The organism is Streptomyces sp. NPDC008137 (assembly GCF_042957035.1).
Lineage (GTDB): Bacteria > Actinomycetota > Actinomycetes > Streptomycetales > Streptomycetaceae > Streptomyces.
The window spans coordinates 290,294-315,307 of the sequence record NZ_JBIBHN010000003.1 but is presented as its reverse complement, the minus strand read 5'-3'; the positions used below and the strand labels follow the sequence as shown (position 1 = coordinate 315,307).

At 72.0% G+C, this 25,014-nt stretch carries 19 protein-coding genes and 1 pseudogene; 6 read left to right on the top strand and 14 right to left on the bottom strand.

The window, feature by feature from the left end; genetic code table 11:
• Window positions 1–21: 21 nt before the first annotated feature.
• Entirely contained in the window at window positions 22–948 is a 927-nt protein-coding gene (locus ACFZBT_RS07435; RefSeq protein ID WP_391099512.1) for a trypsin-like peptidase domain-containing protein, read from the bottom strand.
• A gap of 419 nt (window positions 949–1,367) precedes the next feature.
• Here ACFZBT_RS07435 and ACFZBT_RS07430 point away from each other — a divergent pair, with 419 nt between their 5' ends.
• Together ACFZBT_RS07430 and ACFZBT_RS07425 are read left to right on the top strand one after the other, a co-directional pair.
• Window positions 1,368–2,579, top strand: a complete 1,212-nt coding sequence (locus tag ACFZBT_RS07430; protein WP_189722947.1) for a pyridoxal phosphate-dependent aminotransferase — start codon at window positions 1,368–1,370, stop codon at window positions 2,577–2,579.
• Window positions 2,580–2,698: 119 nt separating this feature from the next.
• Window positions 2,699–3,115 (top strand): hypothetical protein, encoded by a 417-nt coding sequence (locus tag ACFZBT_RS07425; RefSeq protein WP_391099509.1) that lies wholly within the window; start codon window positions 2,699–2,701, stop codon window positions 3,113–3,115.
• A 654-nt stretch (window positions 3,116–3,769) separates the two neighbouring features.
• On the opposite strand, the gene ACFZBT_RS07420 is transcribed toward ACFZBT_RS07425, so the two are convergent.
• Window positions 3,770–5,599: a phosphoenolpyruvate carboxykinase (GTP) gene (locus ACFZBT_RS07420; RefSeq protein WP_391099507.1), complete on the bottom strand. Its 1,830-nt coding sequence runs from the start codon at window positions 5,597–5,599 to the stop codon at window positions 3,770–3,772.
• A gap of 328 nt (window positions 5,600–5,927) precedes the next feature.
• On the opposite strand from ACFZBT_RS07420, the gene ACFZBT_RS07415 reads away from it, so the two are divergent.
• The 3 genes from ACFZBT_RS07415 (at window position 5,928) to ACFZBT_RS07405 (ending at window position 8,149) form a co-directional block, all read left to right on the top strand.
• Complete coding sequence (locus ACFZBT_RS07415; RefSeq protein ID WP_391099504.1) at window positions 5,928–6,641, top strand: hemolysin III family protein; 714 nt, start codon at window positions 5,928–5,930, stop codon at window positions 6,639–6,641.
• A 116-nt stretch (window positions 6,642–6,757) separates the two neighbouring features.
• Entirely contained in the window at window positions 6,758–7,384 is a 627-nt protein-coding gene (locus ACFZBT_RS07410) for a TetR family transcriptional regulator (protein WP_391099501.1), read from the top strand.
• Window positions 7,385–7,417: 33 nt separating this feature from the next.
• Window positions 7,418–8,149: a Mut7-C RNAse domain-containing protein gene (locus ACFZBT_RS07405; RefSeq protein WP_391099498.1), complete on the top strand. Its 732-nt coding sequence runs from the start codon at window positions 7,418–7,420 to the stop codon at window positions 8,147–8,149.
• A 4-nt stretch (window positions 8,150–8,153) separates the two neighbouring features.
• On the opposite strand, the gene ACFZBT_RS07400 is transcribed toward ACFZBT_RS07405, so the two are convergent.
• From ACFZBT_RS07400 to ACFZBT_RS07390, 3 genes and pseudogenes are all read right to left on the bottom strand, one after another.
• Complete coding sequence (locus tag ACFZBT_RS07400; RefSeq protein WP_391099496.1) at window positions 8,154–10,199, bottom strand: DUF255 domain-containing protein; 2,046 nt, start codon at window positions 10,197–10,199, stop codon at window positions 8,154–8,156.
• A 398-nt stretch (window positions 10,200–10,597) separates the two neighbouring features.
• Window positions 10,598–12,256: a recombinase family protein gene (locus ACFZBT_RS07395; protein WP_391099494.1), complete on the bottom strand. Its 1,659-nt coding sequence runs from the start codon at window positions 12,254–12,256 to the stop codon at window positions 10,598–10,600.
• Window positions 12,257–12,312: 56 nt separating this feature from the next.
• A pseudogene (locus ACFZBT_RS07390) lies at window positions 12,313–12,719 on the bottom strand (hypothetical protein); the annotation flags it as partial.
• A gap of 294 nt (window positions 12,720–13,013) precedes the next feature.
• Between ACFZBT_RS07390 and ACFZBT_RS07385 the strand changes: the two are divergent.
• A complete protein-coding gene (locus tag ACFZBT_RS07385) occupies window positions 13,014–14,231 on the top strand; it encodes an MAB_1171c family putative transporter (protein WP_391099492.1) in 1,218 nt (405 codons plus the stop codon).
• A gap of 34 nt (window positions 14,232–14,265) precedes the next feature.
• On the opposite strand, the gene ACFZBT_RS07380 is transcribed toward ACFZBT_RS07385, so the two are convergent.
• The 9 genes from ACFZBT_RS07380 to ACFZBT_RS07340 all read right to left on the bottom strand — a co-directional run.
• Complete coding sequence (locus tag ACFZBT_RS07380) at window positions 14,266–15,510, bottom strand: acyltransferase family protein (RefSeq protein ID WP_391099490.1); 1,245 nt, start codon at window positions 15,508–15,510, stop codon at window positions 14,266–14,268.
• A 7-nt stretch (window positions 15,511–15,517) separates the two neighbouring features.
• Window positions 15,518–16,804, bottom strand: coding sequence for an MFS transporter (locus ACFZBT_RS07375; protein WP_391099488.1), 1,287 nt, complete (start codon window positions 16,802–16,804; stop codon window positions 15,518–15,520).
• 67 nt (window positions 16,805–16,871) lie between these two features.
• The gene (locus ACFZBT_RS07370) at window positions 16,872–18,107 is read right to left on the bottom strand and encodes an acyltransferase family protein (RefSeq protein WP_391099486.1); all 1,236 of its coding nucleotides are present in this window, start codon (window positions 18,105–18,107) and stop codon (window positions 16,872–16,874) included.
• A gap of 464 nt (window positions 18,108–18,571) precedes the next feature.
• Window positions 18,572–19,348: an alpha/beta fold hydrolase gene (locus tag ACFZBT_RS07365; protein ID WP_382831720.1), complete on the bottom strand. Its 777-nt coding sequence runs from the start codon at window positions 19,346–19,348 to the stop codon at window positions 18,572–18,574.
• A 92-nt stretch (window positions 19,349–19,440) separates the two neighbouring features.
• Window positions 19,441–20,697, bottom strand: coding sequence for an MFS transporter (locus tag ACFZBT_RS07360; protein WP_391099483.1), 1,257 nt, complete (start codon window positions 20,695–20,697; stop codon window positions 19,441–19,443).
• On the bottom strand, window positions 20,694–21,731 hold the full coding sequence (locus tag ACFZBT_RS07355) for an alcohol dehydrogenase catalytic domain-containing protein (RefSeq protein WP_391099480.1): 1,038 nt from the start codon (window positions 21,729–21,731) through the stop codon (window positions 20,694–20,696). Before ACFZBT_RS07355 ends, ACFZBT_RS07360 begins: the two co-directional genes overlap by 4 nt.
• Window positions 21,728–22,510, bottom strand: coding sequence for a TIM barrel protein (locus ACFZBT_RS07350; RefSeq protein WP_391099478.1), 783 nt, complete (start codon window positions 22,508–22,510; stop codon window positions 21,728–21,730). Before ACFZBT_RS07350 ends, ACFZBT_RS07355 begins: the two co-directional genes overlap by 4 nt.
• Entirely contained in the window at window positions 22,507–23,721 is a 1,215-nt protein-coding gene (locus ACFZBT_RS07345; RefSeq protein WP_391099476.1) for an alcohol dehydrogenase catalytic domain-containing protein, read from the bottom strand. The genes ACFZBT_RS07350 and ACFZBT_RS07345 overlap by 4 nt, the downstream gene beginning before the upstream one ends.
• Window positions 23,718–25,014, bottom strand: a 1,297-nt coding sequence (locus tag ACFZBT_RS07340) for an ROK family protein (RefSeq protein ID WP_391099473.1), incomplete at its 5' end; no start/stop codon positions are given. The genes ACFZBT_RS07340 and ACFZBT_RS07345, both read right to left, overlap by 4 nt.

Sequence of the window (25,014 nt, the reverse complement as noted above, 5' to 3'; positions counted from 1 at the left end):
CCACCCGGCCCGGCCCCTGCCCTACGGCTTGGGCAGGGTGCAGCCGCTCGCGTGCAGGTCGAGCTTGCTGTCGACGCCGAAGCAGGCCGGGATCTGGTAGGTCTGCTGGGCGTAGTTGATGCCCTTGCGGACGGTCACGTTGCCGTTCGCGTCGACCTCACAGGGGTTGTTCATCGTGCAGCGCTCACCGTCCTCGTTGCCGGTGTTGTTGATGGCGACGACCTTGCCGGTGGCCTGGTCGACGACGGGCGAGCCGGACGTGCCGCCGATGGTGTTGCAGGCGGAGGTGTAGCGGACCGAGTCCTTGAAGGTCCAGTCGCCTTCCTTCAGGGTGTGCGCGAACCCGTCGATGTCGCAGCTGTAGATCCGCTTCCAGTAGCCCGAGGGGATGCTGATGGCGGTGCCGGCGACCGGGTGCGAGTCGTTCAGCGTCAGCGCGTTGATGCCGTAAGAGCTCTTGATCTGCCCGTACGTGGTGGTGAGCTGGTAGAACGCGACGTCCGTGTCGGTCATCGTGCCGTACGCGAGCTTGGCGGCGCGCAGGGTGGCCACGCGCGAGCCGGAGGCGTTGAGCAGGCCGAAGGTACGGCTGGAGGCCTGGTCCACGCGGACCTCGCCCGGGCCGGGCATGCCGCCGTCCAGGCAGTGGCCGTTGGTCATCACCAGCGCCGGGTCGTTGTCCTCGGAGTCCGGCATGCGGACGACGGAGCCGGAGCAGTTGCTGAGCGCGACGGTGCCGGCGAAGTTCACGGCCTTCGCCTTCGTGCCGCGGAGCCCGGACAGCGTCTGCCCCACGGACGTGACCACGTCCGTGGCGGCGGACGTGGCCGAGCCCGTTTCCGCGGCCTTGCCGACGCCCTGGGGGGCGGCCTCGGCAGCGGTCGCGGGAGCCGCGCCGGCCCCGGCTATCGCCAGGGCGAAGAACGCGGCGGCGAGAGGTTTTCTCATGGGGGGTCCCCTCTTGCGACGGAGGCGGCCGGAAAACTTCCGGCCGCCCGCAGTGTTGTCATGCGCATTGTGATCGTCGCAAGGCGGGCGGCACAAGAACCTGTTTCAGAACGGGACCCTCGGCGTCCGGGCCGACCCTACGCAACCGCCATGACCTGCCGGGAACTTGGGGGGCATGGTTGGGGGACTTGATGACCGCTTCCGAGCTTCGTCGGGCTTTGCCCGGGTACCGGCGCCCCTCCCCTGGGTGCGGGGAAACCGCGCACCCGTCGCCCCTTTGGCCTACTGCGCCCCACCGCGCACCGCCGGTGCGTCCGGGGCCGATGAGGCTGCGTATGGCGATTTCATGCGAAACCGGCGCGTCTCGCGTGGCGGAAAACACGAGCCACGGGGCATTACCGGGCCGTAAGCTCCCTGTCATGCAGGTGATCCAGTCGACCAAGCTCGCCAACGTCTGTTACGAGATCCGGGGCCCGGTGCTCGAGGAGGCGATGCGCCTGGAAGCAGCAGGTCACCGCATCCTCAAGCTCAACACCGGCAACCCGGCGGCGTTCGGCTTCGAGTGTCCGCCCGAGATCCTGGAGGACGTCCTCCGGAACGTGTCCTCGGCACACGGATACGGAGACGCCAAGGGGCTGCTGGCCGCGCGGCGCGCGGTCGTCATGCACAACCAGACCCTCGGCATCGAGACGGACGTCGAGCACGTCTTCATCGGCAACGGCGTCTCCGAGCTGATCGTGATGGCGATGCAGGGGCTGCTCGACGACGGCGACGAGGTCCTCGTGCCGGCGCCCGACTACCCGCTGTGGACCGCCGCCGTCTCCCTGTCCGGCGGCACCGCCGTGCACTACCGGTGCGACGAGCAGGCCGACTGGATGCCGGACCTGGCCGACGTCGAACGCAAGGTCACCGACCGCACCAAGGCGATCGTGATCATCAACCCGAACAACCCGACCGGGGCCGTCTACGACGAGGCGATGATCAAGGGGCTCACCGACATCGCCCGCCGCCACAACCTGCTGGTCTGCTCGGACGAGATCTACGACAAGATCCTCTACGACGAGGCCACCCACACCCCGACCGCCGCCGTCGCCCCCGACCTGCTCACCCTCACCTTCAACGGCATGTCGAAGGCCTACCGGGTCGCCGGCTACCGGGTCGGCTGGATGTCGATCTCCGGGCCGCGCGCGCACGCCGACTCCTACATCGAGGGCCTGACGATCCTCGCGAACATGCGGCTGTGCGCGAACATGCCGGGCCAGCACGGCGTGGTCGCGGCGCTCAGCGGACGGCAGACGATCAACGACCTGGTGCTGCCGGGCGGGCGGCTGCGCGAGCAGCGGGACGTGGCGTACGAGCTGCTGACCCAGATCCCGGGCGTGAGCTGCGTGAAGCCGAAGGGCGCGCTGTACCTCTTCCCGCGTCTCGACCCCAAGGTCTTCAAGATCAAGGACGACCGGCGCATGGTCCTGGACCTGCTCCGGCGCGAGAAGATCATGGTCGTCCAGGGCACCGGCTTCAACTGGCCGGAGCCGGACCACTTCCGCGTGGTGACCCTGCCGTCGGTCGGTGACCTGCGGGACGCGATGGGCCGGATCGGGCACTTCCTGGACGGCTACAGCCAGCCCTGACCGACCCCGCGGAGACCCCGCTCACACTGCGTGTGCAGGCGGTCCGGTTTTGTGAACAACTCAACTTTAGACGAAATCTAAGCTAGGATGGCTTCCTGAAGCACTCAGGAGGCCGTCCCATGTACGAACCGATCCGCACCAAGTCGGTCCACAGCACGATGGCCGGCACCACCGCCGACTTCCCCCACCGCTCGCGTGAGGAAGAGCTGGACATCCAGCTCGCCGGCCATCTCGCCGCGCTGCTCGCCGTCACGGACGAACTGCGCGCGACAGCCCCCTCGGCCGACCTGGACGCCTCGGCGGAGCGGCTCACGGAGCAGGTGGCCCGGCTGAGGGGTGGGCGTACGCCGGTCCGCGCGGCCAGGGGCCGGCGCGAGCGGAGTGCCGTGGCGCTCCATCGGCGGGCGCACGCCCTCGCGGGGCGGGCGCTGGTCGTGGCCGCGTCCCGGGCCGATACGGCTGCCGCCATTCTCGCGGCCGAGTGCATGGACGCCCACACGGCCGCTCTGGGGCCGCGCGCACTCGCGTCCCGCTGAGCCTGTTCCACGGGCTCCCTCGAACGGCCCCGGTCCGCGCGCACCCGCAGCGACGCGCGGACCGGGCGCCACGAATCCCCACGGACGGCTTTCCCAGGGCCGCGCGGCCTGCCGAGATTCCAGGAACCGCCCCAGAGGCGTCTCGCGGCGACGCGCGGGGCGGTAACGCCCGGGCCGGCCGGGACGCCGGGACGCCGGGGAACACGATGCCGGTGACCACCCCCGCACCGCCGGCGGCACCCGCGAGTACACGTACAACAAGGCCACCCCGACCCGCGGCGCCTTCGAGGGCCGGCGCTGCACGGCCGAGGGCGGCAGCGGCAAGCTCACCTCGTTCGCCTGCGACGCCAAGGGCAACCTCAAGACCGTCACCCAGCGGGAAACGCCCGAGCGCCCCGGTCGACGTAGGCAGTCGGCCGGAGCGCTCGGTCATCCATCGGCACGTTCGTGAGCCCACCTGGGGGCCGCGCCGAAGCGGGCGGGACGGGCCTGTCGCCGCCGGATTCCGTCGAGGCGGACGGAAGGTGGCGACAGATCCAATACCCCGCACGCCGTTGTGCGGGTCCCGCCAGTGCGTTCCGCGGCCGGCCGTGACGATGTTGCTGGTCAGGGCACTGTCGGTTCAGGCCGGCCGCGGAGTCTTGGAGGTGGGGCTCAGCCCAGGCGCTTCACCAGCGCGCGGTACTCGTCCCACAGTTCCTTCGGGGTGTGGTCGCCGAAGGTGTTGAGGTGCTCGGGGACCAGGGCGGCCTCCTCGCGCCAGACCTCCTTGTCGACCGTGAGCAGGAAGTCCAGGTCGGCGTCGGACAGTTCGAGGCCGTCCGTGTCGAGGGAGCCCTTCGCCGGCAGGACACCGATCGGCGACTCGACGCCCTCGGCCGTGCCGTCCAGACGGCCCACGATCCACTTCAGGACACGGGCGTTCTCGCCGAAGCCGGGCCACACGAACTTGCCCTGGTCGTCCTTGCGGAACCAGTTGACGTAGTAGATCTTCGGCAGCTTGGACTGGTCCTTGTCCTTGGCCACGTCGATCCAATGGGCCATGTAGTCGCCCATGTTGTAGCCGCAGAACGGCAGCATCGCGAAGGGGTCGCGGCGCAGCTCGCCGACCTTGCCCTCGGCGGCGGCGGTCTTCTCGGAGGCCACGTTGGCGCCGAGGAAGACGCCGTGGTTCCAGTCGAAGGACTCCGTCACCAGCGGTACGGCGGTGGCGCGGCGGCCGCCGAAGAGGATCGCCGAGATCGGCACGCCCTTGGGGTCCTCCCACTCCGGCGCGATGATCGGGCACTGCGAGGCCGGCACGGTGAAGCGGGCGTTGGGGTGCGCGGCCGGAACGCCCGACTCGGGCGTCCAGTCGTTGCCCTTCCAGTCCGTCAGGTGGGCCGGGGTCTCCTCCGTCATGCCCTCCCACCAGATGTCGCCGTCGTCGGTGAGGGCGACGTTGGTGAAGACGGAGTTGCCCCAGAGCGTCTTCATCGCGTTGGCGTTGGTGTGCTCGCCGGTGCCGGGGGCGACACCGAAGAAGCCGGCCTCGGGGTTGATGGCGTAGAGGCGGCCGTCCTCGCCGAAGCGCATCCAGGCGATGTCGTCGCCGATGGTCTCGACCGTCCAGCCGGGGATGGTCGGCTCCAGCATGGCGAGGTTGGTCTTGCCACAGGCGCTCGGGAAGGCCGCGGCGACGTACTTGGCCTCGCCGCGCGGCGGGGTCAGCTTGAGGACCAGCATGTGCTCGGCCAGCCAGCCCTCGTCACGCGCCATCACGGAGGCGATGCGCAGGGCGTAGCACTTCTTGCCGAGCAGGGCGTTGCCGCCGTAGCCCGAGCCGTAGGACCAGATCTCGCGGTCCTCGGGGAAGTGCGAGATGTACTTGGTCTGGTTGCAGGGCCAGGGGACGTCCTCCTGGCCGGGCTCCAGCGGGGCGCCCAGGGTGTGCACGGCCTTGACGAAGAAGCCGTCGGAGCCGAGCTCGTCCAGGACCGCCTGGCCCATGCGCGTCATCGTGCGCATGGCGACGGCGACGTACGCCGAGTCGGTGATCTCGACGCCGAGCGCGGACAGCGGCGAGCCCAGCGGGCCCATGCAGAAGGGCACGACGTACATGGTCCGGCCGCGCATCGAGCCGCGGAACAGGCCGCCCTGGCCCCCGGCGCCCTGGAAGATCTCCCGCATCTCGGCGGGGGCCTTCCAGTGGTTGGTCGGGCCGGCGTCCTCCTCCTTCTCGGAGCAGATGAACGTCCGGTCCTCCACGCGGGCGACGTCGGTGGGGTCGGAGGCCGCGTAGTAGGAGTGGGGGCGCTTGATCGGGTCGAGTTTCTTGAAGGTGCCCTTCTCGACGAGCTCCCCGCACAGGCGCTCGTACTCGGCCTCGGATCCGTCACACCAGACCACGTTGTCCGGCTGGGTCAGCTGGGCGATCTCGTTCACCCACGAGATCAGCCCCTCGTGAGTGGTGGGGACGGTGGGAGCCGCGATGTCGCGCGCCACGATTGCTCCTAAATGAGGGATTTTTTGGTGATGTGGAGGCCCCGTGGGGGCTGCGACCCGGATGCTTCACGGTGAAACCTGGCGCTCATCCGGTGCCGACCGCACTCATTTGATCATCCGACGTCCGCGCCCATCTGTCCAGAGGAGCGCACAGGTGAGCAACGTGAGGATCGCCACGGTTTCTCACGACGCTTTGCGTGCACGTTGGGTTCATATGACCGTCCGTTTGCGTGACCATCGTTCGGTGACGGTGAGAGGATGGCCACTCTTCGTCGGCCAATCAGCTGGACTGATAGGTCACTTACGGTTCCGTAGCTACCATTCGGCCATGACTGCGTTCGTCCCCGACGCGCCCTCGGATACGCCGGCCGACGGCCGCGGCCCGGTGGCGCTCTCCCTGCCGCACCCGGTGAAGCCCAAGCTGCGCGGCTGGCTGCACCTCGGCATGTTTCCGGCCGTTCTCGTCGCGGGCCTGGTACTGACCGCCCTCGCCGACTCGACCAGAGGGCGCGTCGCCTGCGGTATCTACGTACTGACGGCGTGCCTGCTGTTCGGCGTGAGCGCGCTGTACCACCGGGGCAACTGGAGTCCGCGGATGGACGGCGTGCTGCGCCGTCTGGATCACGCCAACATCTTCCTGATCATCGCGGGCACGTACACGCCGCTGACCATGCTGCTGCTGCCCGGGGCGAAGGGGCAGTGGCTGCTGTGGGGCGTCTGGGCCGCGGCGGCCGCCGGGATAGTCTTCCGCGTCTTCTGGGTCGGCGCCCCGCGCTGGCTGTACACCCCGTGCTACATCGCGATGGGCTGGGCGGCCGTCTTCTACCTGCCGGACTTCATGCGCACCGGCGGCGTCGCCGTCCTCGTCCTGGTCATCGTCGGCGGCCTGCTCTACAGCGCGGGCGGCGTGGTCTACGGCATCAAGAAGCCCAACCCGTCACCACGCTGGTTCGGCTTCCACGAGGTGTTCCATACCTTCACCCTGGCGGCCTTCATCACGCACTACGTGGGGATCTCACTGGTGGCGTACCAGCACGGGTAGACCCTCCCCGACCCGCACGGCCACGGCTCTCCAGCCGTGGCCGTTTCTCGTCGCACCCGGAGCGGGAGAGGGAGACAGGTTGACGGTAGCTGTCTTTTGACAGTTACTCTCATGTCATGACGGCCCCACGCACCACCCCCGCCGACCGGCCCCCGCCGGGACTCCGGGAGCGGAAGAAGATCAAGACCCGCCGGGCGATCCGCGGCGCTGCCTACACGCTGATCGAGGAGCAGGGCTACGACGCCACGACGATCGAGCAGATCGCCGACCGTGCCGAGGTGTCGGCGTCGACCGTCTTCCGCTACTTCCCGACCAAGGAGGACATCGTCGTCACCGACGAATGGGCCCCGGTGATGGCGGCTGAGCTGCGGGCCCGACCGGAGGACGAGTCGTGGGCCGACCTCGTCAGGCATCTGATGCGCACGGCTCTCGACCTGAGTCTCGCCGAGGAGCCCGGGGTGGCCCGGCTGCGGGCCCGGCTCGGGGTCGAGGTGCCCGCGGTCCGGGCCCGCATGATCGAGAGCACCGCGGCCACCGGCCTGCTCCTCCGCGAGGCGCTCGCCGACCGCTCCGGGCTCGCCCCGGACAGCCTGGAGCTACGGGTCTTCGCCATGTCCGTGCTGGGCGGGCTGACGGAGGTCTCCCACTACTGGGCCGAGACCGGCCACCGGGACGACGTACGGGACCTCGTCGACCGCGCCCTCGACGTCCTGGAACACGGCCTGCCGGCCGGAAAACCCTGAGGCCGTGGCCCGCCGCCGTGGCATCCTGACCGAGTGAACGGTCCCGAGATCCACGTCGAGTTCGCCCCCGAGCTGCAGGTGTTCGTGCCCCGGGCCGGGCGTTCGGGCACCGTACCGGCCGCCACCGACGGCGTCGCCGGCCTCGGCCATGTCATCGAGTCGCTGGGCGTGCCACTGACCGAGGTGGGCGCCCTCGTCGTGGACGGCCGCGAGGTGCCCGCCTCGCACGTCCCCGCGGCCGGCGAGTCCGTGACCGTACGGACCGTCGCACGCCCCCAGACCGTCCCGGGCGCTCCCCTGCGCTTCCTCCTCGACGTGCACCTCGGCACGCTGGCCCGCCGGCTGCGGCTGCTCGGCGTGGACGCGGCCTACGAGTCGACCGACATCGGCGACCAGGCGCTGGCCGCGCTGTCGGCCGCCGAGCAGCGGGTGATGCTGAGCCGGGACCGGGGGCTGCTGCGGCGCCGGGAGTTGTGGGCGGGCGCGTTCGTGTACAGCACCCGGCCCGAGGAGCAGCTGCGGGACGTCCTGGACCGGTTCCGTCCCGAACTGCGTCCCTGGACGCGGTGCACCGCCTGCAACGGGGTGCTGCGTGAGGCGACCAAGGACGAGGTCGCCGACCAGCTGAAGCAGGGGACGCATGCGACGTATGACGTGTTCGCGCAGTGCACGGCGTGCGGCCGGGCCTATTGGAGGGGCGCGCACCACGAGCAGTTGGAGGCGATCGTGGAACGCGCCCTGGCCGAGTCACACGGTCGGGGCTGACGCTTCAGCCACTCAGCACCGCTCGCAGCCTTTCGACTTCGGTCGTCGGGGCGTCACAGGTGAAGTTGCGGCAGACGTACGCGGCCGGTTCACCGCCGACCAGTGGGCGGTCCGCGAGCAGCGGGAACTCGTCGCTCTCCGGAGCGCCGACGGCGACGACCGCGCCCGGCGCGGTGCCCAGGAGTGCCGTGCGGTGCAGGGTCCTCGTGCCCTCGTGATCGAGCGACGGCCCCACGACCGCGACCTCGCGCGGTCCGTCCAGCACGGCCTCCGCCGCGGCGAGACCCCAGCCGATGAAGCGGGGCACGCGCGGTCCGAGCGCCTTGACGACACCCAACGCCCGCTCGGCGGCGGTGCGGTGGGGCTCGGACCCGGTGTGCGCGGCATAGCCGAGCAGGGCGTTCGCCGCCGCGGTCCAGCCGGACGGGGCGGCGTTGTCGGTCGGGTCCTGAGGACGGCGGATGAGCTGCTCGGCGTCGGCGGCCGTGTCGTACAGGGAGCCCGACTCCGGGTCGGTGAAGCGGACCAGGACGTGGTCGAGGAGGAACCCGGCGAACTCCAGCCAGACGCCCTCACCGGTCACGGACGCGAGCGCGAGGAAGCCCTCCGCCACGTCCGCGTAGTCCTCCAGGACGCCCGCGTTGGCGCCGGCGTGGCCGTCCTTGCTGGTGCGGGTGAGCCGGGCCTGCTCGTCGAGGTGCAGCCGGACCAGGAGGTCGGCCGCGGCGACGGCGGCCTCGACCAGGTCGGGCCGGTCGAAGTAGGCGCCGGTCTCGGCGAGCGCGGCGATCGCCAGCCCGTTCCAGGCGGCCACGACCTTGTCGTCCCGGCCGGGCGCGGACCGCTCGGCCCGGGCCGCGAGCAGCCGCTCCCGCACCGAGGCGATCTTCCCGGCGTCGACCAGCCCTTCCTGCTGCTGAGGAAGCTGCAGGACGGAGGCGCCTTCCTCGAAGGTGCCCTCCTCGGTCACACCGAAGTACTGCGCGGCGAGCTCGGCGTCCTGCTCCCCCAGCACCTCACGCAGCTGCTCGGGTGTCCACACGTAGTACGCGCCCTCGACGGTCCTGCCGGTGCCGTCGTCGCTGTCGGCATCGAGCGCGGAGGCGAACCCGCCCTCGTTCGTGCGCAGTTCGCGCACCATGAAGTCGGCGGTCTCCAGGGCGACCCGGCGGGCGAGCTCCGAGCCGGTGGCACGCCAGAGGTGGGCGTACACCCGGCACAGCAGGGCGTTGTCGTACAGCATCTTCTCGAAGTGCGGTACCAAAGGTCCACCAGGCCTCGGCGTGAGTACGTACCGGTGGAACCCGCCTCCCACCTGGTCGTACAGGCTCGAACGAGCCATCCCGCCGCACAGCCCTTCTGCCATCTCCAGCGCGGCCACGGAGCCGGCCCGCGCGTGGTGCCGCACTAGGAACTCGATCACCATCGACGGCGGGAACTTGGTGCCTCCCTTGAACCAGCCGCTTGCGGGGTCGATGTCCCGGGTCAGCTGGAGGAGCGCAAGGGCCTGAGTCTCGTCGGTGGGCAATCCTGCGGACTCGATGCTCAGTTCCCGTCCGGCAAGGTCCCTGGTGATCTTCGCGGCGACTTCGCCCACCTCGTCGCGCCGACTCGTCCACGCGCTGTGGACGCCTTCGAGTACCTGCCGGAAGGACGGCATCCCATGCCGGGGCCCGGGAGGGAAGTACGTGCCGAAGTAGAACGGCTCCCCGTCCGGCGTCATGAACACGGACATGGGCCAGCCGCCTTGCCCCGTGGCGGCCTGCACGGCCTCCATGTAGACGGCGTCCACATCCGGCCGCTCTTCACGGTCCACCTTGACGGACACAAAGTGCTCGTTCATGTACGCAGCGGTGTCATCGTCCTCGAAGGACTCGTGCGCCATGACATGGCACCAGTGGCACGCGCTGTAGCCGACGCTCAAGAACACGGGGACGTTGCGCCGCCGGGCTTCTTCGAACGCGCCGGCCTCCCATGGCCACCAGTCGACGGGGTTGTCCGCGTGCTGGAGGAGGTAGGGGGATGTGGCCTGCGCAAGTCGGTTCGGCATACCTCCATCCTTGCGCACTCCGCCTCCGCCCCGTCCATGCGCCACAGGGGCGGCACGCGAACGGGGCCGAGGGGCGCCGGCTCAGTGCTCGCGCGGCCGGATCGGTCGGCGAGTGGCAGCGTTGCTCCGCCACGGTCCCCGCGCGCCCTGCTGACCATCCCGGCCGCCTGCCCTTCTGTAGCTCAGCGACCGGGACGGGGCCTGTCCTTGCACCCTTGCCGCCCCGCGCCGCCGAGATCACGGAAGGGATGGGAAACCTGGATGCCCAGCATGAGCACCAGGACCACGAGGACCCACGCCAGGAACCCAGCGAGGGCCGGCACCAGGGCGCGCGTCCGCCTCACGTGTGCTCGCTGCGGAACGGGGATGGGGCTCGAAGGACCAGCCGTGCTTCGAACTCACTTCTCGGTGATTGTGTCCTTCTTCGACAGCCAGTCGAACTCAAGCCGTTCCAGGATCGGGGTGTGGTCCCCCTGCCGCGCGGCGGGCTTGACCGTGATGCCCTTCTTTCCGAGGGCGCATTTCAGAAGCATCCGCTTGTCCGCCATATCCGCCGCTTCCCACGCCTCACGCAGGGTGTCGACCTGCGTGAGGGGCGAGAGGTCTGCCTCCGCGTCCCATGCCTCAAGGGTCGCGGTGGTGCTCTCGATAACGGCGCGCTGCCCTTCGCTCAGCTCCTCGAAGCGCTCTTCATCCATCTTCCCGTACACGTAGAAGTCGTCTTCGAGCTTCTTCACACGCCGATGGGCCGCCTCAAGGGCCTTCTGAGCCTCGTCCTTCTTCGCCTGCGTTTCGGGGTCCGCGAAGGCGAGCCACCGGCGGGCTATCTCGATGACCACCGGGTCACCAGGTTCAAGGGCCGTGATGTGGTGGACCCAAGCCTGTCCAACCGCGTGGTCGATGCGCTCGGCGAGGGTCACCACTCCCTCGCAGATGGACTTGCCCCGCGTCTGCCGGACCTCACACCGGTAGCGTCCGCCACGGTGGCTCATCGAGCCACCACACGACTCAAGTTCCCCCGTGCCTTTCTTGTCCCGTAGCCGCCCGCATCGGTAGCTCCCCGTGCCCAGATACTTCGCTTCCGGCTTCCCCTTCGCCCACCGTTCGTCGGTCCGCTCGGCAATGAGCGACTTGATCTTGAACCACTCGCCCGGCGTCACGACCCCCTTGCCGCACATGATGACTTCGCCCTTCTCATTGCGCAGAGGCTCGCCGTACCCCTCCCAACTGTCCAAGGGGTTGCCGTGCTCGTCCGTCTTGCGCCGCCGGACCGGGACCATGCCCGCGAAGAGCGGGGACTGAGCCAGCTTGCTCACCGCCGTGGGCGACCAGGTGGCACCGGTCCGGGTCCAGTAGCCCTCCTCGTTGAGTTGGTGAGCGGTGTCCTTCGTCGTCTTCTTGTCGAGCAAAAGGTCCGCCAGCCTGCGGGCTGTGTCGTACTCGTCGGGATGGGGTTCGACCTTGCCGCTTCCGGGCGCGCTGTAGAGACCGAACGGGGGCCTGCCCGTTCCCCTTCGGCCTTCCGCCTTGTGCGAGTCATGGCCGATCTTCACACGCTTCGCTATGTCCTTCGCTTCCTCCCTGGCACGCTCGCTCAGGATCGCGAAGACCATGCGGCCACCCTGTGATGAGTCCAGCCCTTCGGAAACGGAGACGAGCCGCGAATGTCGGCGGTCGAACTCGTCGAGCATCCGGCCCACCGCTCCCATGCCGCGACGGTCGAAGCGGTCCGTCTTCCACACGCCGAGCGTCTTGGACTTACCGTCCATGATTGCTTGGGTGGCCTTCTCGAACTCCCGGCGTCTTACGTAGGCCTTGGATGCCGAGAGTTCTTCAAACCAGACGTGTCGGATCTGAAGTCCGTTCGTCTGCGCCCAGCGCGCCACGTCCCGCAAGTGTCCCCGCAGCGTGGTCAGGTCTTCCATCTTCTTGCTTCGTCGCAGGTAGGCGTCCATGAGTCCGGCCGGATCGGCCGTCGCGGGCTTGTCCAGTCCCAGGGCTTCCAGTTCCTCAGGGCTGAGCCCTAACCCGACCAGCGTCGCGTGATCCTCGCGCACCACAACCCCCTCTGTTCTCAGGGGAAATGGTACGGAAGTGTTGGACCTTAGACAGCTACTTTCCCGAAGTGCGGCACGACCCAGTCGCGGTCGACGGAGTAGCGGGCGAAGCCGCCGCCGAGCTGGTCGTAGATGCCGCCCCGGGCCATGCGCTCGCAGGTGTCGGACGCCATCTGCAGGGCGCCTTCGGCGCCGGTGCGCGCGTGATGCCGCAGCAGGAACTCCAGCACCATGGACGGCGGGAACTTCGGCCCCCCGCCGAATCCGCCGCGCTGCGGGTCGTACTCCCGGGTGAGCCCGAGCAGCGCCTGCGCAAGTTCCTCCTCGCCGGGGGTCCGGTCGTCCCCGTAGGCTCCCGTCCCGCCAGATCCCGGACGATCTTCCCGGCGACCTCGGTGGCCTCGTCCCGCCGCTCGTCCCACGCCTGGTGCACGCCCTGGAGCACCTGCCGGAAGGACGGCATGCGGCCCTCCCGGCCGGGGCGTCGGGGCGGTGATCACGGTGGGTTTGCTCTTCGCTACCGGGGCGCCGTAGCTTGCCTGGGGCCTGTCATACGGATCGGGCCGCAGGGGGTCGGCGCATCTGGTCGGCGCCGGTGAACGGGGTCGGGTGTGTGCGGCCGCAAGGCGGGGCGGCAACAAGGGGGACGTGTGTTCGGCCGAAGGACGGGGCGTGCGGGCACCTCGTGCGTCCGGCGTCACCGGAGACGGGAATGCCGCGGCCGTGCTCCCGCGGGCGGGCCGCTGTGAAGGACTTCGTGAATCTGCTGGCCATCGTGACGCTGCTCGGTGGCACGGCGTGGACGCTTCCGCTGCTGATCCGGCAGCGCTTCCGTGCCCCCATGCGGCTGCATCTGTGCCTGTCGCTCTTCCTGCTGGGCGCGGGGAACGTGCCGGCCCAGCTGTCCGATCCGGCGGCGCTGGACGGCCTCGCCTTCACCGGCTTCACGAAGCTCGCGTACAACGTGGCGATCCTGACCGGGCTGTGCCTCATGGTCGGCTTCCTGTGGGAGCGGCGCCGGCCGTTGTGGCGCAGGGGGGAGGTGGTGTTCTGCCTCCTCTGTCTGACCGCGATGGCCGGCGTGACCGCGCTGATGCCGCCGGGCCTGCGCGACCACACCTTCGCGCTGCCGTACCTGGACCACTGGCAGGTGCGCGCGTTCTACGACATCGGCGGCGCCTATCTGGTCTTCGGTTACACCACGTGCGCCGTGCTCGCCGCGCGGCACGCGCGCAACAGTCGCCGGCCGCTGCTCCGGGCGTCCCTGGGCACCGTCTCCGCGGGTCTCCTCGGGCTCGCCCTCAGCTGCGTCCTGCGGATCCTGTGGGTCAACTGCCCTGCCTGCCGTGGCTTCGGGCATCACTTCACCTACCCGAACATCTTCCTGTCCGGCCAGGTGGCCACCATCGCGGTGTGCGCCGGGCTGAGTCTGCCGTGCTTCGCGAGCGCCGCCCAGTTCCTGCGGGAACGCTCCGTCCAGCGGGCCCGGTTCCGTGAGCTGGAAGAGCTGTGGCGGCGGCTCGTGGACTTCTATCCGGAGCTGGTCCTGGAGCAGCACCGGGGCCGTCGGTGGCTGCCGCTCCTGGACTACACCTCGGCCGTGTACCGCAGGTATGTGGAGTGCCGGGACGGGCTCACCCGGCTCAGCCCCTATCTGCACCGCGCCGCACGGGAGAGGTCCGGGGATCAAGCCGGGGCTCAGGCCGGGGCTCAGGCCGGGGAAAAGGCCGGGGAGGCGGGCGTGCCGGCGGCCGGGCCGGACCTGGTGCGCCTGGTCGACCGGTCTTTGCGGCTGCGCGGCGAGGCGGACCTCGCCGCTGCCGCGACACCGGAAGCCGCGGTCTTCGTGGCCCCGGGGGACGGTCACGCCGCCGACTACGAGAGCGACCTGGCCGGCCTGATCGCGCTCTCCCGGGGGCTGCGGGAACTGCGTACCGCCCCGGCGGAGAACGACTCCCGCGCCCTCCGCGTCTGACCCACACCACCGGCGGGCCTGCCCGGTTCCCGCCTCAGGCCGTGGGCACCGGCTCCGCTTCGCTGTCCCCGGCGCTGTCCCCGGCCGGTACCCGAGCCGCCCCCGTGCGTGTCGCCGCCGGCGACACCAGGACCGGTTCGGACGGGGTCCGGGGCGTACGGACGCGAGGCCGGGCCCACCGGCGCATGACGGGGCGTTCGACGCACACCATCAGCAGCCAGCCCAGGGCGAGCGTGACCAGCAGCAGGACGAGCAGTTCGAGCACGCCGCCGACCAGTCCGTAGGTCGCGTTGTGCAGCACGTGGGTCCGGCCGTAGTAGAGGACCACGTACTGCGCGAGGTAGAAGCCGAAGGACACCTCCCCCAGCCAGCGCATCACGCGACCGCTCAGCAGCGTGCGCTCGCCGCGGAGGTCGGCCAGGGCCACCGCGCACACCAGCACACCGACCGGGACGACGGTGGCCACGGTGAAGCCGTACAGGAACGGCACGTTCAGCGCGAGCGCGTAGCCGGCCACGGCCAGGGCGAGGGCACCGGCGAGGGGCACGCGGGGGAACCGGCCCGCGAGGACCAGCCGGGCCAGCAGCATGCCGAGGACGAACTCGAACAGGCGGCCAGGGGGGAAGTTGTAGCCGAGCCAGAACTGGAGGGAGGAGATGGGGAATCCCTCGGGGGTGCGCGGCTGCGCCGGGACCAGCAGGTCGACGGCGGCTTCGAGGGCCACCATGCCGGCCACCATGGCACCGGCCCAGGCCCACAGCCGCTCCGTACGGATGCGCCGCACCGGCCGGATGAGGAAGGGGAAGAGCAGGTAGAACAGCAGCTCACTGCAGAGCGACCAGCTCGGCGCGTTGACGCTGATGTAGATGCCGTGCTGCGGGAACCAGGAGTGGATCAGGAACAGGTTCGGCAGCCATGCCGTGAGCGGGGTCGCCGCCCCGGCGAAGAGCACCATCGCCAGGGCCCACATGGCGACATGGTTGGGAAAGATCTTGAGCAGCCGGCGGCGCCAGAACGCCGTGACCGTGTCGTCCCGCCTGCTCGACCAGGTCAGCACGAAGCCGCTCAGCACGAAGAAGAAGGACACCCCCATCCAGCCCGCCTTGCTGAACAGCCACTGGAATGCCTCGGCCTGGCCGCGGTCCGCGAAGGGGTTCGTCAGGGGCTCGAAGAAGGAGGAGTGGAAGAAGAAGACCAGGACCGCCGCGATGAACCGCAGGCCGGTCAGCGAGGGCAGGGGTGCCGGGCGTCTGGAGGGGGTGTCGTGCGGTGCGGTCACCACGGGGTCACCTCTCGGTGGTAGGGACGGCGAGGGGAAGGGAGTCCGGCGTATGGTCGGTCGGCGTGTGGTCGGCCGGGGCGTGGCCGGCCGGGGCGTGGCCGGCCGGGGCGTGGTCGGCCGGCGTGTGGTCGGCCGGGGCGTGGCCGGCCGGGGCGCGGCGGGCCGCGCGGGCCAGGCCCAGCACGAGGAGCGCGCCCCCGGCGGTGAGCGCGGCGGCGCCGAGGGGCACGGCACGGATGCCGAAGCCGGAGTCGGTGAGGAGACCGCCGAGCCACGAGCCGAGCGCGGCGCCGAGCCCGAAGGCGGACATGTTGGCGGTCAGGGACAGCGTGGGCGCGTCGGCCGCCTCGGCCAGGACCTTGGCCTGAAGGCCGGGGATCAGGGCGAAGGTGGCCAGCGAGAACAGCACGAGGGCGACGGCGCCGCCCACCGGGTGGGGGGCGAGGAGCCAGGCGAGCAGGCAGACGGCCACCAGCGCCCAGGACAGCTGTCCCACGGCCCGGTCGACGCCGTGGTCCGCGTACCGCCCGCCGAGCAGATTGCCCACGATGGAGCCCACTCCGTAGGCGAGGAGCACGGCGGGCACCCACTGCCGGGAGAGATGGCCCACTCCGGTCAGCAGCGGCACCATGTAGGTGATCAGGGTGAACATGCCGCCGGAGCACAGCACGGTGGCACCCACCGTGCCCCAGACGGCCGGGCGGCGGAACACCCGCGCCTCATGGGCCGCCGACACGGTCGGACGGGGAGTGTCGGGCACCCAGAGGAGGACGAGGACGATGGCCACCGAGGCCAGCGCCGCGACGATGCCGAACGGGGCCCGCCAGTCGTAGTGCTGGGCGAGGAAGGAGCCCATGGGGACGCCGAGGACGGTGGCGAGGTTGATCCCGAGCTGGGTGGCGGCGACGGCGGCACCGCCCTTGCCCTCCCCCACCATGGCGCCCGCGGTGACGACGCACACCGCCATGAAGGTGCCGTGCACGACCGCGGTCAGTACCCGGCCGGCCATCAGCACGCCGAAGCCCGGCGCCAGGGCGCAGACGACGTTGCCCAGGACGAAGACGGCCAGCAGGCCCACCAGCAGCGTCTTGCGGCGTACGCGTGTGGTGAGCGCGGTGACCAGCGGGCCGCCGACCACCATCGTCAGCGCGTAGGCGGTCACCAGCAGGCCGGCCATGGCCAGGCTCACGGTGAGGTCGGCGGAGAGATCGTCCAGCATGCCGCTGGGTGACAGCTCCGCGGTGCCGACACAGAAGATCGCGAGGATCAGGGCGGCGAGTCGGAACGGCATGAGTGTGCACCTTCGAGTCGTGCGGGAGGGCGGGCGGGGGACCGCCGGGCCCGGGGGTGTCGACCGGTCAGGCGACCGTGGCGGCGGGGGCCTTGGCCCGTGGGCGGGCCCAGCGGCGTACCAGCGGCTTCTCCACCCAGGCGTACATCGCCCAGGAGACCAGGACCGACACGGCGCACTCGGCGACGACGAACGCGGTCACGGCCCAGCCGGACTCCAGGCGGGCGCCGAAGAGGTCTCGCGCCTCGGAGAGCACGATGAAGTGGAGCAGGTAGAAGGCGAAGGAGACCTCGCCGAGCCAGACCATCGCGCGATGCCGGAAGGGGGTGGGCCGGCCCGACGCGTCCGCCAGCGCTCCGGCCGCGATCAGCAGGGCGCACGGTACGAGGCACACCGCGCGCTGGGCGAACAGGTACGGCACGCCGGGGAGTTCGGCGATCGCATAGCTCGCCGCCAGCAACAGGCCGGAGGGGACGAGGCCGATGTCGCGCCAGCGGCCCAGCATGACGGCGCGGGCGACCAGGATGCCGAGCAGGAAGTCGAGCAGCCGGGCGGGCGGGAAGACGTAGGCGAACCAGAGGTGGAGGCCGGAGACGCCGGGCTCGTTCGACATGTAGACGTCGCCGGGCGGAATGAAGGTGGTGGCCAGCCAGGGCGTGGCGCACACGGCGGCGATGACACCCGCGATCCAGAACTTCAGCCGCTGCGGGGCGATCCGCCGGACGCCGGCGAAGAGGAGCGGGAAGCAGAGGTAGAAGAAGACCTCGGTGGACAGCGACCAGCCCGGGGAGTTCACGGCGAAGTTGGTGGCGTAGTCCGGCACCCAGGACTGGAGCATGAAGAAGGTGGCCACCGACTGCCACGGGGCGGTACCGGCCGCGATCAGCAGCATCGCGAGCGCCCAGGCGACGACGTAGTTGGGCACGATCTTGACGTACCGACGGCGCCAGAACGAGGTTCGCGGGTCCCCGTCGCGGGCGGACCAGGCGAGGACGAAGCCGCTGAGGACGAAGAAGAACGTGACGCCCACGCCGCCGGCCTGCTCGACCAGGCGGGCGAAGAGGGTGTCGTTGGCGTCGCCGGCCATGAGCCAGTGGGCGGGCAGGGAGAGGTGGAACAGGAAGACGAGCAGCGCGGCGGGGAACCGCATACCCGTCAGCGAGGGCAGCCGGACCGCCGGACCGCCGATCCGTGGTGCGTCGGCGGTTGCGTCGGTGGGTTCTGCGTCGGTGGGTTCCTCGCGTCTGGCTTCCGCAGGCGACGGCGGTAGGAGCTCGGTCGGGGCGGTCTGGGGTGTGGCCATGGGCGGGCTCTCTTTGGCTGGAGGGGCTCGACGGGCAGGGCTTGGGGGCTGCGGCGGGAGCCGCGGCTGGAGCGGTGACGGTGTCCTGGGGCGGCGGCCCGCGCGGCTGAGGGCGGGTCAGGGCACGCCGGGGTCAGGGCCCGAGAGGGCGGGCGGGGCACGAGGGGGCCTGCCGGGTCCGGGTCCGGATGGGCGGGGCGAGCCGGGGCGGTTCAGCCGGGAGGGGCAGGCGAGGGTGTGCGGCCGGGCGGGGCCGGGCCGAGCGGGGTGGTTCAGCCGGGAGGGGCAGGCGAGGGTGTGCGGCCGGGCGGGGCCGGGCCGGGCGGGGCGGGGTGGTTCAGCCGGGAGGTCAGGCGAGGGTGGGGGGCCGGCCGGGCCGGACCAAGGCGAGGGCGGTCCAACCGGGTGGGGCGGCCGTGGGGCGGAAGGCGTGGCAGACCGCCCCGAGGGGCGTGGCGTCCGGGTCAGTCCAGGAACTTGCGGATGGCGTTCACCAGTTCCTCCGGCGCCTCGGCCGGCACCAGGTGGCCGCTCTCGATCTCCAGGTAGTCACTGCCCGGGATCGACTCGTGCAGCTCGCGGGAGTGGTCGACGGGCACGAGCTGGTCGTGACGGCAGCCGACCACCAGCGTGGGGACGCCGATCTTCGGCAGCAGCTCCCGGATGTCGGCGTCCAGGCCGAGCTCGATCTGGCGCAGCGTGCCCTCGTTGACCTCGGCGCCGCCCACGGCCGCGTCGAAGCCCTCCTCGTCCAGGTTCGCCAGGAAGCCCGGGGTGAAGAGCAGCAGGCTGATGTAGTGCGAGTACAGCTCCGGGCTGAGGTCGGCCAGCCGGCGCCAGACGGTGAAGCCCAGGCGCTTGCGCAGGTCGTCGTTGCGCGCCCAGCCGGCCACCAGCACCAGCCGGCGGACCCGCTCGGGGCGGCGGGCCGCGGCCATCACGGCGATGAGCGCGCCGAGCGAGAAGCCCACGACGTCGACGGGCTCGTCGGTCGCCTCGTCGGCGGCGCCGAGCACCTGGTCGGCGAGCCGCTCCAGCGACAGCGGGCTGCCGTCGTCGACGGTCCCGCCGCTGCCCGCGTAGTCGGGGAGGATCACGGTGCGCCGGTCGGTGAACTCCTCCACCAGGTGACCGTAGTTGGTCTCACCGGTGGCGCCGGTGCCGTGCACCAGGAGCAGACCGGGGCCCTGGCCCTCGGTGCGGTAGTGCACGGTCGCGCTGTCGACGGATGTCTGGGGCATCTCATTGCCTCCTGGGTGGGGGGAACGGAACGGTCGGGATCTGGAAGCGAATCTATAGAAGCGTAGCTGCCACTATATAAGCAAGTTGATTTTCAGGGGCGCACTGGTGCTTCGGTCGCGGGCACCGGACGCAGCACCAGGACCGCCAGCAGCACCGCCGCCACCAGCGCGGTCGAGGCGACCGGCAGCCAGAGCGGGGAGTGGCCGAGCAGTACGGCACCCAGCGCCGAGCCCCCCGCGATCCCGATCTGGAAGCCGGTGACGTAGACCGAGGAGGCCCGGTCGGCGTCCTTGCCCGCCAGGCGCATCACGCCGGTCTGGAAGACGGGTCCGGCCGCGGCGAACGCACCGCCCCACAGGGCGACGGCGGCGGCCGCCGCCGCGCCGCGCACCGCGGCGGGGCCCAGGGCCGGTGACAGCGCCAGCAGGGCGACGCCCGCGGCGAACACCCCGATGGTCACGACCGCCGTCCGCCGCGGAGCGGTGTCGTTGTTCCGGCCCGCCAGATACGTGCCCACGGCCCCGGCGAGCCCGAAGACCGCGAGCAGCACGACCACGGCGGTGGAGGTGCCGGTGATGTCGGCGACGAGGACGGCGAAGTAGGTGTAGCTCAGGAAGTGCGCGGTGATGAGCACCACCGCCACGGCGCACAGGGTCAGTACGCGCGGCCAGTGCACGGCGCCTCGCGCCGTCTCCGGGGCGGCCGTCTCCCGCGGTTGCCCGGTCTGTGGCCCCGCGGCGTGCTCGCGCGGCCGGAGGGCCCACACCAGTCCGACGGTCACCGCCACGGTCGCCGCCGCGAGGACCAGGGCCGTTGCGCGCCAGCCGATCAGCTCGCCGATGAGCGTGGTCCCCGGGCTGCCGGCGATCGCGGCGAGCGTGGACCCGCCGAACACCGCCGCGGTGGCGGTGCCCACCCGCGACCGAGGCACCAGCGTGGCCGCGGCCGGGGCGATGAGCGACCACAGCACCCCGTGCGTCAGGGCCGCGGCGACCCGGCTGACCACCATCATCGAGTAGCTGGTCGCGGCCGCCGCGAGCACTTCGGCGGCGACCAGGACGAGCAGGGAGACCACCAGGGCGGTGCCCCGGGAGACGCGGGAGGCCAGTGCGACCGTCGGCACGGTGACGATCGCGGCGACCACGGCGTACCCGCTGATCAGCAGCCCCACCCGGCCGGTCGGGACGTCCAGGCTGCCGGCGATGTCCGTGATGAGACCGACCGGGAAGACCTCGAAGGTGACATAGACGAAGGTGGCGCTCGCCAGGACGGCGAGACGCGCGGCGGTCGGCGCGTCGATCCGTTCCCGCTCCCGTTCCTTTTCCCCGGCCACTGCCGTGCCGCTCATGCGGCGGACGCCGGGTGGTCGGACGCGCCGAGCCGCACCAGGACCTTGGGGCGGCTCCGGTTCCCGTCGGTGAGGCGCGCGAAGGCGGCGTCCAGTTCGTCCAGCGGGAAGACCCGGTCGACGAGGGCGTCCAGGTTCACCGCGCCCGACTCGACGAGGCCGACGAGCCGGTCCCAGTAGCCGATGCCGGACAGTACGCCGTGCAGCGTCACGTCCCGGATCACCAGGCCCGCCGCGTCGAATCCGTCCACGGCGTGGTGGGGGGTGCCCAGCTGGGCGACGCGCCCGCCCGCCGCGACCAGGCGGACGGCGGAGCGGACCGCCGCCTCGTTGCCCGACGCCTCGATCACCGCGTCGTAGGCCTCCTCGTCCGCCGCGCCCGGACCGGCCTGGGCGCGCAGGCCCAGCTCGGCGGCCAGCTCCCGGGCGGCGGGGTGCGGGTCCAGGACGACGGTGTCCGCGCCGATCGCGCGCGCCGTCTGCGCCGCGGCGAGCCCGAGCGTGCCCGCGCCCAGCACCGCGACGCGGTCGGAGGCGGTCACGGCGAGCCGGTCCACGGCGTGCAGCGCGGCGGCGGTCGGCTCCAGCAGGGCACCCGCCGCGTCGGACAGGGCGTCCGGAATCCGGGTGAGGGTGTCCACCGGCACGGTGATCAGCTGCGCGCCGGCGCCCGGGCGGGGGCCGAGCACACCGATCTCGCTGCGGTCCGGGCAGGAGCGGACGCGTCCGGCGTGGCAGTGCGCGCAGGTGCCGCAGCCGCGGAAGTTGTGGCCCGACACGCGTCGCCCGAGCAGTTCCGGGTCGGCCTCGGGACCGGTCTCCACGACGGTGCCGATCCACTCGTGGCCGAGGACGAAGGGGTAGCTCTTCAGCCCGTCCCGCAGGTAGTTGCTGCTGCCGTCGAAGAAGCCCAGGTCGGTGCCGCAGAGCCCGAGCAGGGCCACGCTGACGAGGACTTCGCCGGGGCCGGGTTCGGGCGGTGCGGTGTCGGTGACCGACAGGGTGCGGGGGGCGATGAGCCGGATGGCTTTCATGGTGCGTCCTTCGGGTGACGGTTTTCGGCCGCGCGGCGGCACTGTGCGATGTCCTCGCGCAGACGGTCCGGGGCGTCCCGGTAGTCGTTCTCCACCAGCACCGAACGAGCGCCGGAGCCGCGCAGCAGGGCCGGGAGGCCGGCGGTGGAGAAGGCCGTACGGGAGCCGTCCTTGATGTGCAGGTCCGGCAGCAGCAGCCCGGCTGCCCCGACCAGTTCGGCGAAGGCGAGCGGCTCCTGCCCCGCGTCGAGCAGGTTGCCGGTGTCCAGGACCAGGCGCAGGGCCGGATGGTCCACCGCCCGGGCCAGCGCGAGCGAGTCGTGCGGGCCGAGCGGCGACTCGTAGGCGACCAGCATCTCCGCGCCCGCGAGCCGCTCGCACAGGCCGCGCAGCGCCTCGGCCGTCCCGGCGCGCAGGGGGCCGGTGACCGGCAGGCTCCGCCGGAACCCGGGCACGTGCAGTACGGCTACACCGAGCCGCCGGGCGCAGTCCAGGGCCCGCAGCAGGAGGTCGACGGCCGCCGGGTCGGGGGTGCCGTCCTGCCGCGCCAGGCCGATGTCGTTGAGGTGGTTGACGGCGAGGACGGGCACCGGGATCTCCCCGGCGGCCGTCTCGGCCGCCCGCAGCGCGACGGGGTCGCTCAGCGGCGGCCCGCGGTGGGCGCCGCCGTAGTCCAGGTGCAGTCGGTCGGCCCCGGCCGCGGCGGCGGCCCGTGCCGCCGCCCGGCGGTCGGTGCCGATCCGCCACTGCGGCGCGGCGACGGCGACCGGCGCGGTCATGACCCGCTCCCGATGCGCACGGCGGCCTTGAGCACCCGGCGCCCGCCTGCCCCGCGCGTGGACGTCGTCAGCACGGTGTTGACGAGGTCGGCGGCCTCCTCCAGGCCGACCTGGTGGGTGAGCACCTCCTCGCCGAGGGCCGGGGTGGTGCGCAGCAGGTCGACGGCCTCCCGCAGATGGCCGCCGGAGACACCCCGGTGACCGCAGAGCAGGAGCCTGCCGTGCGGGCGGGTGAGCTCCTCGACCTTCGGAGGCCAGGGTGTGCCGCCGCAGTTGGCCGCGCGGATCGTGGCGGCGTCGATGTCACCGGCCGTCAGGGGGACTGCCCCCGAGGGCACGCCGGCGTGCAGGTCGACCAGGAGCGTGCCCGGCACGTACCGGTCCAGGGCGGTCAGCGCCTCCCGCGTGCCGGTGCGCGGTGTGGCGATCACGGCGACGACCGGCGAGGGCAGGCCCGCGAGCAGCCCGGGAAGGCCGGCGGCGTGCGGGTCGGTGGCGTCGTCGCCGTGCCCCACGAGGAGGGTGTGCAGTCCGGGCCGCTCCGACAGCCACAGGTCGCGTGCGAGGCGCCCCACGATGCCGTCTCCCCAGACGACCAGGGCCGCCGGGGTCAGGGTGTGACGTGCGATCCGGGCGCCGTACAGGGCGGAGGCGAGCGGTTCCGCGAGCGCGGCGACGCGCGGTCGCGCGGCGTCGGCGGGCACCGGGACGACCAGTCCGGCGCGTACGGCCGTGGCGGGGACGCGGGTGCGCTCCGCCCACAGGCCGGGGAGGTTGTGGCCGAGCAGGAAGGACTCGTCGTGCGGATGCGTGGGGTTCACGGTGACCGGCGTACCGGCCGGCAGCCCGGACTCCCCGGGCTCGACCACGTACCCGACGCCCTCGTGTCCGAGGACGGGGCTGGGGTCGTCCCGCAGGCCCCGCAGGATCTGCCAGTCGGTGCCGCAGATGCCCACGGCCGTCGGCGCCAGCAGCATGTCGCCCGGGTCGAGCCGGGGTGTGCGCACCTCGGCCACGTCGACCAGGGTGCGGCCCGAACGGTCTGCCGCCCGGCGGACCAGGGCGCGGTGGGTGGCGCCGGTCCCCGGCCGGTCCGCGGCGTTCATCGGCTGCCCCGGGCCGCTCATCGGCTGACCTGCGGGGTTCATCGGCTGCCCCGGGCCGCTCATCGGCTGACCTGCGGGGTTCATCGGCTGACCTGCGGCGCTCATCGGCTGACCCCCGGAATCCAGTCGCCGACGCGTCGCACGCCGCGCAGCGCGTCCACCTGACCCGGTCCGCAGAACACGAGCCGGTCGTCGAGCCAGGCGTCGTCGCGCCCCCGGTCGGCGTAGGAGGTGGCGATGGAGAGCCGGCGGCGGATCTCGGCCGCGTAGGGGGCGCCGAGTCCCTCGGCCACTCCCCCGCCGATCCCGATCAGGTCGAGGTGCGGGTCGAGGCACCACAGGGTGCGCAGCAGCTGGGCCACTGGGGCGGCGCACAGCTCCAGCAGCCGGCGCGCGCCGGGGTCGTCCGAGGCGAGGGCACCGGGGAGCCAGTCGGCGACCTGCGGGGCGTCGGGGAGTCCGAGCCGCCGGGCCGCGCGGACGAGGCCCGGCCCGGAGGCGACCGAGGCGAGATGGTCCGTCGCGCCGCACTCGCAGGGCAGCCCCGCGAGGACGTCCGCGCCGGGGTCGGTGAGCGGGACCGGCAGGTGGCCGACCTCTCCCTGCAGTCCCCATGCGTCGACCGGGATCCTGGTCCGCTCCAGGTCCGCGACGCGCAGCGCGATGCCGCTGCTGACGGTCAGATAGGCGACCCGGCGGGTACCGGGCCGTGCGTGCACGGCGGCGAAGTCCAGCAGCGCGGCGGTGACGTCGTTGACGAGGTGCCAGGTGACGTCGGGCCGGCGCCTTCGCAGGTCGGCGGCGAGGTCGTACGGGGCGGCCTCGTCCCCCCACAGCGGGGCCGATCCGTAGACGGTGCCGGTCAGATGGTCGATGGCCGCGCCGAAGGAGAGGGCGGCCCGGGCACCGGCCGGGACCCGGTCGCCGAGCAGCGCGACCATGTCCGCCCGCAGCCGGGCCGTGGAGCGGTCCGGGTGGCGCAGACGGCTGGGCGAGGGCGCTCGTTCCACCGGCGCGTCAGCCCCGCCGACGCGCATCCGCACCCAGGTGCCGCCGATGTCCGCCGCGAAGGTGGCGGCCGGTGCCGCGGGGCCGGTTTGCCGGTCTTGGAGGGGTTGCCGGTCCTGGAGGGATTGCCGGCCCTGGGTGGTGTGCCGGCCCTCGGGGGCGTCCCGGCCCTCGGAAGCGTCCTTGCCCTGGAGGCCGTTCCTGCCCACGGGGACGCCCCGGCCCCCGGAGGCATCCATGCCCTGGAGGCCGTTCCTGCCCACGGGGACGCCCCGGCCCCCGGAGGCATCCATGCCCTGGAGGGCGTGCCGATCCACGGGGGCGCCCCGGCCCTCGGAAGCGTCCTTGCCCTGGAGGCCGTTCCGGCCCACGGGGACGCCCCGGCCCACG

Bases quoted from the DNA above. Each gene is read 5' to 3' on its own strand.
- ACFZBT_RS07435 (WP_391099512.1), bottom strand. From the start codon at position 948: ATGAGAAAACCTCTCGCCGCCGCGTTCTTCGCCCTGGCGATAGCCGGG.
- ACFZBT_RS07430 (WP_189722947.1), top strand. From the start codon at position 1,368: ATGCAGGTGATCCAGTCGACCAAGCTCGCCAACGTCTGTTACGAGATC.
- ACFZBT_RS07425 (WP_391099509.1), top strand. From the start codon at position 2,699: ATGTACGAACCGATCCGCACCAAGTCGGTCCACAGCACGATGGCCGGC.
- ACFZBT_RS07415 (WP_391099504.1), top strand. From the start codon at position 5,928: ATGACTGCGTTCGTCCCCGACGCGCCCTCGGATACGCCGGCCGACGGC.
- ACFZBT_RS07410 (WP_391099501.1), top strand. From the start codon at position 6,758: ATGACGGCCCCACGCACCACCCCCGCCGACCGGCCCCCGCCGGGACTC.
- ACFZBT_RS07400 (WP_391099496.1), bottom strand. From the start codon at position 10,199: ATGCCGAACCGACTTGCGCAGGCCACATCCCCCTACCTCCTCCAGCAC.
- ACFZBT_RS07375 (WP_391099488.1), bottom strand. From the start codon at position 16,804: ATGCCGTTCCGACTCGCCGCCCTGATCCTCGCGATCTTCTGTGTCGGC.
- ACFZBT_RS07370 (WP_391099486.1), bottom strand. From the start codon at position 18,107: ATGGCCACACCCCAGACCGCCCCGACCGAGCTCCTACCGCCGTCGCCT.
- ACFZBT_RS07365 (WP_382831720.1), bottom strand. From the start codon at position 19,348: ATGCCCCAGACATCCGTCGACAGCGCGACCGTGCACTACCGCACCGAG.
- ACFZBT_RS07360 (WP_391099483.1), bottom strand. From the start codon at position 20,697: ATGAGCGGCACGGCAGTGGCCGGGGAAAAGGAACGGGAGCGGGAACGG.
- ACFZBT_RS07355 (WP_391099480.1), bottom strand. From the start codon at position 21,731: ATGAAAGCCATCCGGCTCATCGCCCCCCGCACCCTGTCGGTCACCGAC.
- ACFZBT_RS07350 (WP_391099478.1), bottom strand. From the start codon at position 22,510: ATGACCGCGCCGGTCGCCGTCGCCGCGCCGCAGTGGCGGATCGGCACC.
- ACFZBT_RS07345 (WP_391099476.1), bottom strand. From the start codon at position 23,721: ATGAGCGCCGCAGGTCAGCCGATGAACCCCGCAGGTCAGCCGATGAGC.